Origin of the sequence: Solibacillus isronensis (genome assembly GCF_023715405.1) — a bacterium.
Classification (GTDB): Bacteria; Bacillota; Bacilli; order Bacillales_A; family Planococcaceae; genus Solibacillus; species Solibacillus isronensis_B.
This window is the reverse complement of the sequence record NZ_JAMBOC010000011.1, coordinates 18,881-35,306: the sequence shown is the minus strand read 5'-3', so window position 1 is coordinate 35,306 and position 16,426 is coordinate 18,881. Positions and strand designations below refer to the sequence as shown.

General features: G+C 37.3%; 16 protein-coding genes, 1 tRNA gene and 1 other RNA gene. 7 read left to right on the top strand and 11 right to left on the bottom strand.

Annotated features, from left to right (window positions below):
* Window positions 1-278 precede the first annotated feature (278 nt).
* From M3166_RS18840 to M3166_RS18790, 11 genes are all read right to left on the bottom strand, one after another.
* Window positions 279-548, bottom strand: coding sequence for a pro-sigmaK processing inhibitor BofA family protein (locus M3166_RS18840; RefSeq protein WP_079523429.1), 270 nt, complete (start codon window positions 546-548; stop codon window positions 279-281).
* Window positions 549-611: 63 nt separating this feature from the next.
* Entirely contained in the window at window positions 612-827 is a 216-nt protein-coding gene (locus M3166_RS18835) for a YaaL family protein (RefSeq protein WP_251691791.1), read from the bottom strand.
* Between the two features lie 14 nt (window positions 828-841).
* Window positions 842-1,438, bottom strand: coding sequence for a recombination mediator RecR (recR, locus tag M3166_RS18830; protein WP_251691788.1), 597 nt, complete (start codon window positions 1,436-1,438; stop codon window positions 842-844).
* 70 nt (window positions 1,439-1,508) lie between these two features.
* Window positions 1,509-1,823 (bottom strand): YbaB/EbfC family nucleoid-associated protein, encoded by a 315-nt coding sequence (locus M3166_RS18825; protein ID WP_008408640.1) that lies wholly within the window; start codon window positions 1,821-1,823, stop codon window positions 1,509-1,511.
* Window positions 1,824-1,848: 25 nt separating this feature from the next.
* Window positions 1,849-3,600 carry a DNA polymerase III subunit gamma/tau gene (gene dnaX, locus M3166_RS18820; RefSeq protein WP_251691786.1) on the bottom strand — a complete coding sequence of 584 codons (1,752 nt, stop codon included), beginning with the start codon at window positions 3,598-3,600 and terminating at the stop codon, window positions 1,849-1,851.
* 155 nt (window positions 3,601-3,755) lie between these two features.
* An RNA gene (gene ffs, locus M3166_RS18815) (signal recognition particle sRNA large type) lies at window positions 3,756-4,023 on the bottom strand.
* Between the two features lie 117 nt (window positions 4,024-4,140).
* Complete coding sequence (locus M3166_RS18810) at window positions 4,141-4,929, bottom strand: 2-keto-4-pentenoate hydratase (RefSeq protein WP_251691784.1); 789 nt, start codon at window positions 4,927-4,929, stop codon at window positions 4,141-4,143.
* An 18-nt stretch (window positions 4,930-4,947) separates the two neighbouring features.
* Window positions 4,948-5,760, bottom strand: coding sequence for an FAD synthetase family protein (locus tag M3166_RS18805; protein ID WP_251691782.1), 813 nt, complete (start codon window positions 5,758-5,760; stop codon window positions 4,948-4,950).
* A gap of 43 nt (window positions 5,761-5,803) precedes the next feature.
* A complete protein-coding gene (locus M3166_RS18800) occupies window positions 5,804-6,274 on the bottom strand; it encodes a flavin reductase family protein (protein ID WP_008408636.1) in 471 nt (156 codons plus the stop codon).
* A gap of 61 nt (window positions 6,275-6,335) precedes the next feature.
* The gene (gene dmpG, locus M3166_RS18795) at window positions 6,336-7,337 is read right to left on the bottom strand and encodes a 4-hydroxy-2-oxovalerate aldolase (RefSeq protein ID WP_251691780.1); all 1,002 of its coding nucleotides are present in this window, start codon (window positions 7,335-7,337) and stop codon (window positions 6,336-6,338) included.
* 15 nt (window positions 7,338-7,352) lie between these two features.
* Window positions 7,353-8,225 (bottom strand): acetaldehyde dehydrogenase (acetylating), encoded by an 873-nt coding sequence (locus M3166_RS18790; protein ID WP_251691778.1) that lies wholly within the window; start codon window positions 8,223-8,225, stop codon window positions 7,353-7,355.
* A 339-nt stretch (window positions 8,226-8,564) separates the two neighbouring features.
* Here M3166_RS18790 and M3166_RS18785 point away from each other — a divergent pair, with 339 nt between their 5' ends.
* The 7 genes from M3166_RS18785 (at window position 8,565) to M3166_RS18755 (ending at window position 16,407) form a co-directional block, all read left to right on the top strand.
* Window positions 8,565-10,391, top strand: a complete 1,827-nt coding sequence (locus M3166_RS18785; RefSeq protein WP_251691776.1) for a helix-turn-helix domain-containing protein — start codon at window positions 8,565-8,567, stop codon at window positions 10,389-10,391.
* A 296-nt stretch (window positions 10,392-10,687) separates the two neighbouring features.
* Complete coding sequence (locus M3166_RS18780) at window positions 10,688-11,893, top strand: acyl-CoA dehydrogenase family protein (RefSeq protein WP_065216338.1); 1,206 nt, start codon at window positions 10,688-10,690, stop codon at window positions 11,891-11,893.
* Window positions 11,894-11,952: 59 nt separating this feature from the next.
* Window positions 11,953-12,927 (top strand): catechol 2,3-dioxygenase, encoded by a 975-nt coding sequence (locus M3166_RS18775; RefSeq protein ID WP_008408626.1) that lies wholly within the window; start codon window positions 11,953-11,955, stop codon window positions 12,925-12,927.
* Between the two features lie 84 nt (window positions 12,928-13,011).
* Window positions 13,012-13,863 carry an alpha/beta fold hydrolase gene (locus M3166_RS18770; RefSeq protein ID WP_251691774.1) on the top strand — a complete coding sequence of 284 codons (852 nt, stop codon included), beginning with the start codon at window positions 13,012-13,014 and terminating at the stop codon, window positions 13,861-13,863.
* A 145-nt stretch (window positions 13,864-14,008) separates the two neighbouring features.
* Window positions 14,009-14,101, top strand: a tRNA-Ser gene (locus M3166_RS18765).
* Window positions 14,102-14,266: 165 nt separating this feature from the next.
* The gene (locus M3166_RS18760; protein ID WP_251691772.1) at window positions 14,267-15,529 is read left to right on the top strand and encodes an ATP-binding protein; all 1,263 of its coding nucleotides are present in this window, start codon (window positions 14,267-14,269) and stop codon (window positions 15,527-15,529) included.
* Window positions 15,529-16,407 carry a response regulator gene (locus M3166_RS18755; protein ID WP_251691770.1) on the top strand — a complete coding sequence of 293 codons (879 nt, stop codon included), beginning with the start codon at window positions 15,529-15,531 and terminating at the stop codon, window positions 16,405-16,407. The genes M3166_RS18760 and M3166_RS18755 overlap by 1 nt, the downstream gene beginning before the upstream one ends.
* The last annotated feature ends 19 nt before the right edge of the window (window positions 16,408-16,426 follow it).

Below are 16,426 nucleotides of genomic sequence, written 5' to 3'. Positions count from 1 at the left end.
AAAAGTAGTTTGAAAGCTCATTTGCTTTGCTAGCGATCCAACTTCGTTAGAAGTTGAAATCTATTGTTTGCTTCATTTAAGAAGCTTGTTTCATTAACGTTGCTTGTTCAGTTTTCAAGGTTCATTGCGTCGTTTATGTGACAACTTTTATATCTTATCATTCTTAGAATGTTATGTCAACATTTATTTTAAAATGTTTTTTCGATATTCGTTGTCGTCCTTGCGACTTATAATAATATATCACGATATTATTCACTTAGCAATAGTTTTTATTATTTTTATTTAAATAATATTAATAATGTTACGCACATCATACCGGGAATGCCTAATATTGCTATTGTAAGTACTGAAAAGAAATTGATTGGCACATAAAAAAGTAACCCTGCCGCCCCGATCATTAAGTTCCCTAAAAACAGTACAACGATAACAACTGCTATTTTAAACCAGAACCAGGCAAAGTACTCCCACACTTTCCCTCTTGCGTTTTTGTTTAATAAAAAAAGAAACAAGACAACAAAACAGACCATAGCTAAAACTATGTATTGCATAGCACCATCCTTTTTTATTTAGTGGTAACATATGCAACTGCTTCGCTTCTTATTTCTAAAAGATTATTTAATTAGTACACGACGTACACGTGCTTCTTTATATAAGTAATAATGTATGCTTTCGGCTCTTTTTCGTTCAGCAATTACATCTAGGTTATAATCGTCGGTTAATTCTTCAATTACCTTCGCACTTTGTAAAGCTTCTTTTGTCTCTTTAATAGAAGAAACTAGTTTCTCATCGAATTCTTTTTTGAGTTTCCCTTTCCGAGAAAATAACATGGGGCATCCTCCTATTACAACTCACGTCGACCTTCCAGCGCTTTTGATAAAGTTACTTCATCCGCATATTCTAAATCTCCGCCAACAGGTAATCCATGTGCGATACGTGTAGTGCGAATTCCTGATGGCTTAACAAGGCGGGAAATATACATCGCTGTCGCTTCCCCTTCTATTGTCGGGTTCGTCGCTAAAATTAACTCTTGTACACGCTCGTCATGCAAGCGCCCCAATAACGAAGCTACATTAATATCTTCAGGTCCTATCCCGTCCATCGGTGAAATTGCACCGTGTAACACATGATAAAGACCTTGATAATCACGCATCTTTTCCATAGCTATTACATCTTTCGGATCCTGCACAACACAAATTGTTGATACATCACGCTGTTTATCTGAACAAATGTGACAAGGATCGATATCTGTTATATGACCACATTGTGAGCAATACATTAAATTGCGTTTTGCATCGACAAGCGCTTTCGCAAATGTCGATACAGTATCTTCCTTCATTGTTAATACGTGAAATGCCAGTCGAGCTGCTGTTTTCGGACCAATGCCCGGCAGTTTCATAAAGCTGTCTATTAATCGAGATATCGGCTCTGGATAATGCATCCTGTTCCCCCTTCTTTAAAAAGGCACATCCCAATATTTGAGATGTGCGCTACGTTCTACTTGATTCAACTTAGAAAGGAAGGTTCATTCCTTGTGTGAATTTACCCATTGTAGAATTTGTTGTCTCTTCGACTTTTTTCAATGCTTCGTTTGTTGCAATAACAATTAAATCTTGTAGCATTTCGATATCTTCCGGATCTACTACAGACTCATCTAAATTTACTTCAAGCATTTGACGTTGGCCGTTCATTACTACCTTCACCATACCGCCACCTGCTGCACCTTCAAATAACTGTGCATTTAAAGCCTCTTGTGCTTCCATCATTTCTTTTTGCATTTTTTGCATTTTTTTCATCATGCCTTGCATATTACCCATACCACGCATCTTATTTCCTCCTTAAAATGTGTATTTATTCTTCGATAACCTCAACAAAGTCTTTTCCAAAACGTTTTTCGGCTTCTGTAATGAGCGGATCTTGCGCTTCCATTACTTGAACATCGTCAAGAAAAGGGGGCTCCTCTATTAAATCCTCCACCGCATTCATTTCATCCGATGGTGATTTTTTTTGATTTAAGCCATTTTCATTTATAAAGTTTTCACGCAAACGCATCCAAGCCGGCTCCGGGATACATAAAAGTTCATATTGAATCCCTACTTCCGAAGCGATTTGCTGTGTAAACAATGAAACAAGTGCACTGTTGTCAGCTACCATTTGACAATGTATATCATACTTGAATTTTATCACAAAAGCACTTGCATTTGCGGCTACAGGCTCTGCATCCGCCAATAAAGCTGCATGTGATTTTTGCAAGCTTGCCAAACCACCCGCCCAAGCAGATTTCACTTTTTGCAGGTCAGGTTTTGTTGCAGTTTTTAATACTTCCTGGATACGTCCTGTTGGAGCATTATATTGATTTCCTTGTGGACGTACACGCTGGCGGGCCTGTTCTTTTTGTTGAACAGGGGCTCCCCCTCCACCATTTTGAAGCTGTTGTGACAGTTGCCCTAAACGACTTTCAAGTGAAGCTACCTTACCTTCAATAGCCGGATCGACCGCAGTTGTCCCTTGTGGTGAAGCTTTATATTGGGCCATTTTTAAAAGGGCCGTTTCTAAATATATTTTCGTATGATGCGAAAAGCGCATTTCCTGCTGGGTCTTTGCCAAAATATCGATAAACCCATAAAGTGTATTAGCTTCAAATTGTCCGGCTAATGATAAAAACTTTTCTTCCGGTGAAATAAACTCCAATAATTCCTCTAACGTACCATCTGTTTTTAATAGAAGCAGATCCCGGAAGAAAGTAATAAAGTCTTCCGCAAGGCGTAATGGTTCTTTTCCATCTGCAATTAAGTTTTCGACACTGCCTAATACTTGGGCAACATCCTTTTCCTGTAGTGAAATCGCAATATCGTAAAATGCATCTTGGCTTACAGAACCAGTTACAAGAAGTACATCGTCTAATTGAACGTGTTCATTACTAAATGAAACAACCTGATCAAGTAAACTTAATGCATCACGCATCCCTCCTGCTGCAGCTTGAGCAATTGCTTTTAATGCCTGCTCATCATAACCCATACCGATATCTTCCAATACAACCTTCATACGCTCTACTATATCTATAGAAGAAAGTCGTTTAAAATCAAATCGCTGACAACGGGAAATAATTGTTGCTGGTAGCTTGTGAGGCTCAGTTGTCGCTAAAATAAATACCGCATGTTCAGGTGGTTCCTCAAGTGTTTTTAATAATGCATTAAATGCACTCGTAGAAAGCATATGCACCTCATCTATAATGTACACTTTGAAACGCGCATTTGCCGGGGCAAAACGGACTTTTTCGATAATATCACGCATTTCTTCCACTCTTGAATTGGAAGCAGCATCAAATTCGATTACATCTGTATGTGAACCTTCAGTAATACTTAGACATGTAGGGCATTCATTGCATGGCTCACTTGCCGGGGCATTTTCACAGTTCAATGCTTTCGCGAAAATTTTAGCTGTACTCGTTTTCCCTGTTCCTCGAGGACCGGAAAATAAATAGGCATGTGTTGTCTTGCTTGCGAGGAGAGCATTTTGAAGGGTCCTCTTTACATGTGTCTGACCTGACATTTCTCTAAATGACTGGGGTCTATAAACACGATAAAACGCTTGATATGTCAACCTTTCCCCTCTCCCTTCCATTTAAAAATACATACATTAAGTATAGCATAAACTACGTATAATCTCTTTTGAAATGAGGGCAATAAACTCTCTTTTTCATATAAAAAACGCACCCACCAATAAATGATGGATGCGTTTGAAATGGTAATTTAATACCGTGCACCTTTCTTCGACTGCCGCACATAAGCGTTACTCTTGTCGCCAGCTCGGGTTAGGCTACCCCGCGGCACATAAGTGATACCACTTAATGCTGCTTCCTTCCGGACCTGACATGGTTCATGGGTACTTATTGCGCAGGACCCAACCGTCAACACTACGTGCAAAAGGCAGACCAAACAATACGGACAGCCTCAGAAAAGGAATTCAATCTTGCTAGAGCGGATTGCAAGTTACAGGGCACCGCTACCTCCCCATCTAGCACGGCAAGTATTAGTATACTAAGCAAGCTATCAAATTGCAATGAATTGCTTCAATTAAATTTTCCCAACGCTAGCAGAACTATACTCTAGAATGTCCTTTAAATATTTCACATCATCACTTTCACTTGATAAATTGGACTTTCACTTCACCAAGCGTATTAAATGATGCTGTAAATTTGTCACCAGGCTCTGCTACAACAGCAGCAGATAAAGCCCCAGATAAAATGACTTCACCAGATTTTAATGTAACGTTGTATTCATGTAATTTATTCGCTAACCAAGCAACACAAAATGCTGGATCCCCTAATACATCCGTCCCTTTTCCTTCATTAATTAATTCATCGTTTTTTATAAGTTCCATATGAATTGCTTTTAAATCAATATCGTTCACATTAACTTTCTTTGACCCTAGTACATATAATCCGCATGATGCATTATCCGCTACTGTATCTACAAGACTTATTTTCCAATCTTTAATTCGGCTATCTACAATTTCAATGGCCGCTATTACATAATCTGTCGCATCTAAAACATCCTCAACTGTAACATTTGGTCCTACTAAATCTTTTTTTAGTACAAAGGCAATTTCACCCTCAATTTTTGGTTGAAACAGTTTACTAAGTGAAACGATGCCTTCATTCGGAACTTCCATTGAGTGAAAAAGGTGCCCATAGTCTGGCTGGTCCACTCCTAGTAAATTTTGCATTGCTAAAGATGTTAAGCCAATTTTTTTCCCTGAAATCACTTCACCCTTGCTTGTAGCTGCTTCAACTCTCTGAATCTGAATTGCATAAGCCTCATCAATTGTCATCAGAGGGTTTAATATAGAAAGAGGTTCTGAAACGGAAGTATGCTTTTCATAAGCCCTATCTAATAATTCTATAGCTTTTGACATCAATCCCTCTGTCATATTCACTACTCCTTTCATTTAAATTGCTTTTGATGGAACCGCTTTTTCAACTTGCTGCAACCAGTGAATAGAAAAAATCCCCTTTGGCAGACGTCTTTGCCGTTCCATTCGTTGGATTTGACCTGCTGCATCAATTGAAATATATGTTCTTAATTGTTTATTCGGCAGTTCTAAAATTACTTTATAAATACCTGCAGATGGCAACATTGTCTTTTCAATTTGCTGAAATTTATTACCGTCCCAATGCACCTTGGAATTAAAGTGATCTCCTAAGAAGTGGGGGATTTCATGAACAGCGGCCGCAAGTAAACGTTGACGAATCGCACTTGAGCTGATTTTTTCACCATCATAATCAATGCATTCTACTTTCGTAACCGTAATTTCCCCATTGGAATCAGCCACTATTTGCGAGAGTTTAGCTACACCCTTCACACCGTAGGAAAAATCAAATCCTGCTACTGCATGGACAACATCAAGTTTCATTAAATAATCTTCTACAAATTGACTAGATGTGAGCGCAGCAAACGCCAATGTAAAATCCACCAGATAAAATAAATCAACACCAAGCTGTTTAAGCCGTTTTTCTTTTTCACAAGGAGTTGTTAAGTGCGGTACTATGCTTTGCCCCTTAGATAAAACATCGATAGGATGTGGACGAAAACTCATTACTGCTAATGGTAGTCCGCGCTTACTCGCTTCTTCACGAGCTGTCTTTATCACTTGCTGATGTCCAAGGTGGATCCCATCAAAATAACCGAGTGCCATTACGCAAGAAGTTGCCTGTTTTTGAATCAAGTGCAAATTTTGACTATTAATAAAATGCGTCTTCATCCAACAACCTACCTTTCTATAATCTAAGTTTATTTTTAATAGATTAAGCCTCTACTAATGTACTTAAATTACGATATTTACCTGCAAAGTATAGCAATGGATCGCCATCTGTAATCGTAATATCATTTACCTTACCGATAAATAATGTATGATCACCTTCAATATACTCAGCTGATACCTCGCACGAAACTTGTGCTAATGCTCCTGGAATAACAGGAACATCTGCTAAACGTTCAAATGAAACTTGCTGGTCTTTAATTTGCCCAGCAAATATTTTTGAAATATCTTCTTGATTTTCTGCCAATATGTTAACAGAAAATTTCTTTGAATCTTGAATCTTAGCAAGCATACGTGCATTTTCCTTAATTGAAATAACAACTAATTTCGGTGTAAGTGAGACAGACATGAAAGCATTAGCTGTCATACCATGTGGCTCACCCTCTGTTTCTGTTAGAATTACTGTAACACCTGTCGCAAACTTCCCCATTGCATCTCTAAATAAACGATCATCCATTTTTATAACCTCCTCATTTAAATTTAAGATTGTATATTTGAATATAATTTCCAATTTCTAATTAAGCTTTCTGTAACTCTGCTGCAACTTCCAAAATCATATCTTCCTGGCCACCTACAGCTTTTCGTCTACCGATTTCCATTAAAATATCCCGTGAATCAACCCCGAACTTTTCAGCTGCTTTTTGGGCATGTAATAAGAAACTTGAATACACTCCAGCATAACCAAGTACAAGACTGCCTCTCGTAATCTCTTGTGGTTGCGGTAAAATAGGCGCAATGATTTCCTCTGCAACATCCATTATTTTATAAAGGTCCACCCCAGTTTGAATGGCCATTTTATCTAGTACGCTAACAAAAACTTCTGTTTGCGTATTACCGGCACCCGCACCTAAGCAACGAATGCTACCATCAATACGTTCAGCACCGGCTTCAATTGCTGCCAATGAATTTGCAACAGCTAAAGATAAATTATTATGCGCGTGGAATCCTATCGGTACAGCAATTTCCTGTTTTAACGCCTGTACGCGATCCATTACTTGATTTGGTAATAAAGCACCCGCAGAATCTACAATATATATGACATCTGCTCCGCCATTTACCATAATTTTTGCCTGTTCTACAATTGCTCTTGACTCTGCCATATGCGACATCATTAAAAACCCCACTGTTTCCAAGCCTAACTCTTTCGCATAAGCAAGATGTTTTAAAGATACATCCGCCTCTGTGACATGTGTTGCTACACGTACCATCGAAACACCTAAATCGGCTGCTCGCTTAATATCCGGCTTCGTTGCAATACCAGGTAATGATAACACCGCAATTTTTGCATGCTTTGCTGTTTCTACTGCCGCTTCAATTAATTTGAATTCATCTGTTAAAGAGCGGCCATATTGAATCGTTGAGCCACCTAATCCATCACCATGTGCAACTTCGATATAAGGTATATTTGCTGCATCTAAACCAGCAACTGCAGCACGCACCTGGGCTTCTGTGAATTGGTGACGCATCGCATGACTGCCATCTCGTAAAGCGACCTCTGTTAGTATGACATCTCGTTTCATCAGTAATCCCTCCCGTTATAATAATGCTTTTGACTTCGCCCATTCCTCGGCAATTTTAATCGATGCCGCTGTAATAATATCTAAGTTTCCAGCAAAAGCAGGTAGGTAGTCTGCAGCACCCGCAACTTCTAAAAATACTGAAATTCGATTCCCCTCCACAAATGGGCGAGACTTAAGACGATAGCCGGGAACATACTGCTGAACGGCTTGTTCCGCTTGAACTAGCGCTTCATAAAGAGTATCTTCCTCTACAGGTCGATCCACTAATAAATGAATGGTGTCATTCATCATAATCGGCGGTTCCGCAGGGTTTAAAATCAGAACGGTTCTTCCTTTCTTAGCACCACCTACAAGCTCGATTGCCCGCGAAGTTGTCGCTATAAATTCATCGATGTTTGCACGAGTTGCAGGACCCGCACTTTTACTTGCAATAGTTGCCACGATTTCGGCATACTCGACATTATATAATTTGGAAACTGCATGAATAATCGGTATTGTCGCTTGCCCTCCACATGTCACCATATTTACATTGTCTGCATTTGGATGAGCATGAAGGTTAACAGTAGGTACAATTAGCGGACCAATTGCTGCAGGAGTTAAGTCAATGGCACGGATGTTATGTGCCCGTAATTGTTCAGCATGCTTTATATGTGTATAGGCACTTGTCGCATCGAATACAGCTTCAACTTTCACACCGGCATCCAAAAATCCATCTAACCCTGTGTGAAAGGTTTGAAATCCAGCTTCATGCGCTTTGCGTAAACCATCTGATTCTGGATCAATACCAATTACTGCTACTAATTCTAAGTTGGATGAACGCATTATTTTTTTCATTAAATCCGTACCGATATTACCTGAGCCTAAAATAGCAACTTTTAAATTTGACATTCATTAATCCTCCTTTTGTCAAAACTAGTAAGACATAGAATTTGTAAACGCTCTCAAATTTAAGTTGAAAGTAGCATTTACCTGTCTTTTAATAGATGATATTATTTTAAATATTCAAAAATTTGAACTGGAAACAATTCTGGAAAATTAGTTTCCACACTTTACAGGTTAAAACTTTCAATACATAAATCCCCCTAGGTCCAAAAAACTCAACGTTTAGAACTTCACAAATAAATGATAGCATAGTGAAAAGAAAGAATATTCACACATTAAATAGCTAATTCTGAATTTTTTTAGCGTAAATCGTTTAAAAAACTTAATTAAGCCAGGGGGATCATTATGAATTTAAAGCGAAAAAATTTAAATGACGTATTTCATTTACCTAAAGATGAGGCTTTAACAGCATTTTATGATCGAATGATAACAATTCCAACTACTGCAAGAACAGCATTAAAAAAAGAACTACTGTCAATTATAGGAGAAGATCGCTCGAAAGGCGTTTTTGTTCGATATGGTTGGCATTGTGGTGTTAGCGATGCTAGAAAAGCAAAGTTATACCACTACGAGGATGAGCTGGAATTGATTTTAGGCGGTACAAAATTTCATATGTTGCACGGCTATGTTGATCGAGTAAGCGTATCTGACATTCATTATGATGAGAAGAATTATTTAAAAAAAATAGACGTTATTTGGGAGAATTCTTTTGAGGCCGATGAGTTTTTGGCAGATGGGAACTTAAGTGATCGTCCAATTTGCCATACACTATGTGGTTATGCAAGTGGCTATTTATCCACGGTATTAGAAAAGACCATTCTTGTAAAAGAGGTGGAGTGTCGTGCAATGGGGTATGAGCAATGTAAAGTAATTTGCATGCCTCTCGAAGAATGGGGTCATCAAGAACACGAATACAGCTATTACCAGTCAACTAGCATAATTCAAGAGCTAGACGAAATAACAGCAAAACTGAAAATAGAGCGTGATTATTTAAAACAAGCAAATGAAGTTCAACGAAAATTAACCCATGCACTTTTATCAAAGCAAGGGCTCCAAAAAATCGTCAATCTATTAAATGAATCAACCGGTTTACCAATATTCATTGAAAACGAGACGAATGAAGTGATTATAAAATCAGCAGATGTCATGATCGATTTTGAGTTGGAAAAAATTGATATTGATACTACTGAATTTATAACTATTACACCTGAACTGGGAATACTTAGAACCCCTATTTATTTTGAAGAGCAAATTAAAGGTTATTGTTCATTTATATATCAGACGGGGAAAAAACCAACGGAATTAGAATACATGATTATCGACAAAACTGCTTTAACAGCATCTGTCATTTTACTAAATGAAAATATTAAAATTGGTACGGAACAGAATATAAAGCGAAGTTTTTTAAGCGATGTATTGGATGGTAAATTAGAGCAAGATGAAATTTATAAAATTGCTCATTACCTCAATTTTCCGCCTACTGAATCCTATTGGTTGCTTACATTAGAAAGAACATTAAATCATTCTAATATTAGTGATGAAATAGAAGTAAACGAAGAGTTGATCAGACAAATTATCCTATTTTTAAATGAAAGAAATATTAATGCCCTTGTCTCGCAAAAGACCGATAAACTCATTATCTTAATTGAATATCCAACATTTAAAAGGTTAAATACAGTGCCCCACACATTTATAAACCAGTTACTAAAATACTGCTTACGTCGTTTTAAAAGTTACGAATTTTATATAGGAGCAAGTACGGTTATAGAAGATTTGAGCCAAATCAATATTTTATACAACGAGACATTGGCAGCGTTAAAGGCAAAAAACCCAGAAAAGCATATTTGTTTCTATGAAGATCTGGAAATTGAAGGCGTACTTTTCCAAATTAAAGACGAGGTTCTAATCGATCGCTTTGTAATGCAACAATTAGGAAAATTATTGGAGATAGACAAAGATTACGATTTAACAAAAACGATTTATACCTATATTGAGAATGGCATTAATATCAATAAAACCGCGAAAGCTCTTTCCATGTCTATTAGTGGATTAAGGTACCGCTTATCTAAAATCAGCGAAATTTTAAATATTGGCTTAGATGATACAAAGCGCCTTTTCTCTGTCTATATGGCATTAAAAGTATTAAAAGTTAAAAACCAAATTATATTTTAAAGTCCCCCTTACCATGAATTTAAAAGTTCTTAAAGCCTTAGAAAGTAGCATTTTTTACTTTCTAAGGCTTTTTTTAAAATCAGTAAAGAATATTAACAGCATGAATAGAGCGTTAAATAACTATTATTACTCATTCCCCCAACCCTAATAAAACGTATTTAGTCTAAATATTCTAAAAAAATACGTTTTTCCGTACTTTAAATAGCTATCTCAATAAATTCAGATAATTATAATAATAGATAACCAGTACGACAAGATGCTGTGATAACGCTTACAAATTAAAAAGGAGGATTTATATGACAATTAATTCTTTGGCACTTCTTGAAAAGACATTGAATCGTGAAGAACTACTCCAAAAGGCAAAAGAAGTAGGTGAGTTAGCAGAGAAATATGCAGATCAAACTGATTTTGATAGAAAATTACCGGATGAAGTCATGGAAAAGGTAAAAGAAGCCGGCTTCCACAAGTTACTTAGACCAAAAGCATATGGTGGGCAAGATTTAGACTACTATACATTTGGGGATATTATCCGAACTGTAGCGAACTATAATGTTTCAGCAGCATGGTTAACATACTTTGCTATTATTCATGAAACTTGGCCAGCTTTTTTAGACAAACAAGGTCGGGAAGAGCTATTCGGCACTGGGGAATTAATGGCCGATGTATTTGCTCCGATTGGTAAGGTCGTAAATGATGGTGAAGGATATCGTATATCAGGAACATGGAACTTCTGCAGCGGCATTCCATACTGCGACTGGGTTGCACTAGGCGCTATTCATCAATTGCACGATGGGACAGAACCAGAATTTGGCCTGTTTATTGTCCATAAAAAAGATTTTGAAATTGTTGAAAACTGGGATTCCCTAGGTTTACGGGGAACAGGCAGCAACGCTGTAAAGTTAGATAATGTCTACGTTCCAGCAAATTATGTTTTTCCGGTAACTCGAGTAGTGAATGGGGCAACTGCACCGGACGGCAATTACGAACCGGATTACCAAATTTTCAATGTTCCCTATCTTGCATTCTTCTTAGCTGGTTTCTCACATGTAGCAATTGGTGGTGTGGAACGCTTAATACGAAACTTTAAAGAAAAAACAGAACATCGTGTTCGTATTTTCAACAATAATACAAATGAAAAAAATGCAGGTACGGCACAGCGGACACTTGCAGAATTAAATATACAACTAACTGCTTTAAAAGCTTTAGCAAAAGATTATGCAGATCGCTTGCACCGTTACCAGGATGAGGGTATCCGCGTTTTAGATGAAGAAGAACGCGAACAGTTATTTGCAATTCGCGGCTATATTGCAAAAACTTCTGCAGAAATGGCCACTCGTATTTTAATCACGCTTGGTGGTAACTCAGTCTACAAGAGTGATGGAACAGAAAGATTTGTTCGAGATATTCTTACCGTTGCTGCTCACCCAACACATCAATACGAAGATGCAATGGCCGGATACGGAAGCGCAATTCTTGGATTCAAAGGACATCCGACTTGGTAAATTCAAAACTATGAATTTTACTATAAAAAATAAACTTATGAAAAGTGGAGGAATTTAATATGACAAAAGAGCCTATGTTTGACGTTGCACAACTTGCACACTTTGAAATTTACAGCCCTAAATTAGAGGAATCGGTAGAATTCTTCAAAAATATTCTTGGTATGGATGAAGTAGGTCGTCGAGGTAACTCAGTTTATATGCGTGCTTACGAGGATCATTACCATAACACGTTAATCATTACAGAAAATGATGAAGCTGGTTTAGGTCATATTGCTTTAAGAGCTACTTCTGCTCAAGCATTAGAGCGCCGTGTAGCTGAAATCGAAAAAACTGGATATGGGATTGGTTGGATTGAAGGAGATGTCGGTCACGGTCGTGCATACCAATTTACAACTCCAGACGGTCATAAAATTGAGCTTCTATGGGATGTTGAGTATTATGAAGCCCCTGAAGACCAAAAAACACCATTATTAAATCGCCCGCAAAAACGTCCAAATCGCGGTGTGCCGGTTCGTCGCTTAGACCATATCAACTTATTAGCAAGCGATACTGACAAAAACGTTGAGTTCTTAAAAGAGGTGCTTGGTTTTAACTTACGTGAACGCATCGTAGCGGACGACGATTCTTCCATAGCTGCATGGTTAAGTGTAAGTAATTTAGTTCATGACATTGCAATTATGGGCGATGCATTAGGTGAATCAGGTCGCCTGCACCATATTTGCTATTGGTACGGATTCCCTCAGCATTTATCAGATGTTGCAGACCTATTAATTGAAGCTGGCTATAATATTGAAGCCGGTCCAGGTAAGCATGGCGTAACTCAAGCTGCATTCTTGTATGTAATGGAACCAGGTGGAAACCGTGTAGAATTATTCGGTGACCCAGGCTATCAAATTTTTGATCCTTCTTGGAGAACTGTGGAATGGAAAGGTAAAGATTTAGAAAAATCTATTATTTGGCATGGTTCTACCTTACCGCAGGAATTCTTCCAATATGGTACTCCTATTAAATCTGGAGAACTTGTTAAACCTTAGAAATATAACTTATTAGAAAGATGGACCTTGTTTTCTACTTTCTAATTAATTCTCAATACAATTAACAAAAAAGGAGTGGCTGAATTGAACATTAGTTCAAACTATTTAAATATCAATGGTGTTAACACACACTATCATGAAGAAGGTACTGGAAGTGAAACAATCATTTTAATACATGGATCAGGACCTGGTGTGTCTGCACTTGCAAACTGGCGTTTAGTTATCCCACGTCTTAGTGAATCGTATAGAGTTTTAGCGCCGGATGTTATCGGTTTTGGTGAAACCGATAAATTAGCAGACAATAATTACAATATTGAGCTATGGGTGGAGCACTTAATTGGCTTTATTGAAAAGGTTGCTGATGAACCCGTTTATTTAGTTGGTAATTCATTTGGTGGTGCATTGTCTCTTCATATCGCATATCGCAGACCAGATTTAGTAAAAAAATTAATCTTAATGGGTAGTGTTGGCACAAAGCATCCAATTTCTGATGGTCTAGACCGTGTGTGGGGCTATGAACCAAGTTTAGAAACAATGAAAGAGCTTATTAAATTGTTCTCGTACGATCAAGCAGCTGCAAATAATGAGGAACTTGTTCGCATGCGCTATGAAGCGAGCATGCGCCCTGATGTAAGAGATGCGTTCTCGGCAATGTTCCCGGAACCGCGTCAAAAAATGTTAGATGAAATGGCTTTAGAAGATGAGCAGATTAAGCAAATTGAGATTGAAACATTAATTTTCCATGGCCTGAATGACCAAGTGATTCCAATCGAAGAAACAAGCTATCGATTAATTCAATTACTACCTCACGCACAACTACATGTATTTAATGAATGTGGGCACTGGACTCAAATCGAAAAAACAGAACCATTCATTGAAAATATTTTAAGCTTTTTAAAAAATTCATCGAATAAAGTTTATGCCTCAAAAAAATAAATCAATAGTAAAACGAGACATCCTCTATAAATTTGGATATCTCGTTTTCTCTATTTAATCAGCTTATAATTTTCCCGAAAAAATTATTGACGCAAATCTCATTCCGTGGTAAATTAATCTTTGTCGAAAAGACATTTTATATTTTGGAGGTATACCCAAGTCTGGCTGAAGGGATCGGTCTTGAAAACCGACAGGCGGGTAACACCGCGCGGGGGTTCGAATCCCTCTACCTCCTCCATTTTTGAACTTTTATCCGCTACATTAGTTGAGCGGTTTTTTTATATCTAAATTCACCTTAAGGTACTATTTCTATTTGATGGAAATAGTACTTTTTTGTATTTATAGACAACTTTCTTGTACAATTAATTACTATGTCATATATGTAAAGGGCGGTATATCAAAATTGGAATCGACTCAGCCATATATTAAAACAACTAAATTATTCTTATTTATGCTACTCGTCGGTTTATTGACTGCTATTGGTGGCGAAATTAAAATAATTCCTTTTGAAGAAGGACCTTTTCGTTTCGGTTTAGGGAGCATTATTTTCTTTTTCGCTTTACTGATTCGTCCATTACCGATTGTATCTACTGGTTTATTGACTGCACTAATCGTCATTTTCGGTCGTTCATTACTGGATATTTTTATTTATGGACAAAGCTTCCTTACTCATATCTTTGAACATTTGCCGGCCGGTGCTTTTTATATAGTTTTTGCACTATGCTTCAAACTAATTCCGCTGGACGAGTTAAAAAAACAACCGCTTGTGCTCGGTTTATTGGCAACAGCATTTGAAGTAATATCGAACACGATTGAACACGTTTTAACGGACATTCTACTTGTTTCTGATCAGGAAACGTTTACTTCTTTTTTACTGTTCATCCTCGTTGGATTGTTACGCAGCTATTTTGTTGTAGGCATTTACAGCATGATTACGATGTCAGAACAGAAAAAACAGCTGAAACAGCTCATGACGATTCATTCGGAGTTATATGTAGAAGCATTGTATCTTCAAAAAACGATGCACCAAATTGAGCAGCTTACAGCAAACAGTTACCAGCTTTACAAAAAGCTGAAATCAAACGAATTGCAGCTAGCTTCTGAAGCTTTACATATTGCCCAGGAAATCCATGAAGTAAAAAAAGACAATGAGCGTATTCATGCCGGGCTCTCTAAAATTACGACGAGAAACTACCCGTCAAATTTTCTGTTGTCTGATTTACTAAGTTTTATTGTGGAAGCAAATGAAAATTATGCCACCTATTTAAACAAATCGATTTCCTTTACACTGATTTGCCCAGATGATTTTCAAACAAAAGACCATATTGCACTATTTGCTATATTGAATAATTTAATGGCAAATGCTGTGGAGGCAATTGAAGAAAGCGGATATATTACGCTGAATGTTGTAGTCGACCAGGATATGACTTCTTTTATTGTAGAAGATAATGGAGTTGGTATTGAAGCAGCGCTCATTCCGATCATTTTTGATGCAGGCTATACATCCAAGTTTAATGAACAGGGCCAAGGTTCTACAGGAATCGGTCTTTCCCATACAAAAACAATTGTTGAAAATCTTCAAGGAAATATTCACGTAACAAGTGATACGTCGACTTGCTTTGTAGTGCAAATTCCTACAAAAAATATTCAAAAGGAGAATTACTAATGCGCTATTTTATAGTAGATGATGACCGAGCAAGCCGTATGATGCTCAGTAATATTATTAATGACTGTGAACTCGGAGCTGTCATTGGAGAGGCAAAAAACGGTCTGGATGCCATTCCCCAAATTTTAATGATGCAGCCGGAGTTTGTATTAATCGATTTACTAATGCCGAAGTTGGATGGAATTGAAACAATTGAACGCCTTCAACAAAATGGTTTCAAAGGTCAGTTTATTATGATCTCACAAGTTGTTAATAAAGAAATGGTCGCTGAAGGCTATTCAAAAGGAATTGAATTTTTCATTCATAAGCCTATTAATAAAGTTGAAGTACAAATGGTATTAAAAAGGACAACCGAGCAATACTTATTAAGAAATTCCTTGCAAGTTATTCGCCAGTCTCTGACAAACTTTGATATTACAGATGTGACACATACAAAAAAAACGGCACGGGAACATATTCAATCCATCTTGAATGATATGGGAATTGTCGCTGAAGTCGGCAGTGAGGATATTATCAAAATTATAGAACAGCTATTAATCGAAAAGCATAAAATTGCACCGCTTCCCCCATTAAAGGAAGTATATGAACGTGTTGCCATGCTGACGAAAAATACGCCGGATGAAATTTTAAAGGAAAGTAAAGCAATTGAACAACGTGTACGCCGGACTATATTAGCTGCAATGATTAACTTGGCAAATTTAGGAATTGTCGATTATACAAACTCTGAATTTGAGTATTATACCCCACGCTATTTTGACTTGACGGATATTCGTTATTTAATGAATCAAATAGAGAAAAATGAGCAACGTAAAGCAAAAGTAAACATAAAAAAATTCATTCAAGTTTTATATTCTGAAATTATTAGTAAAGTTGATTAGTCGGATTTTGTCGGATTTT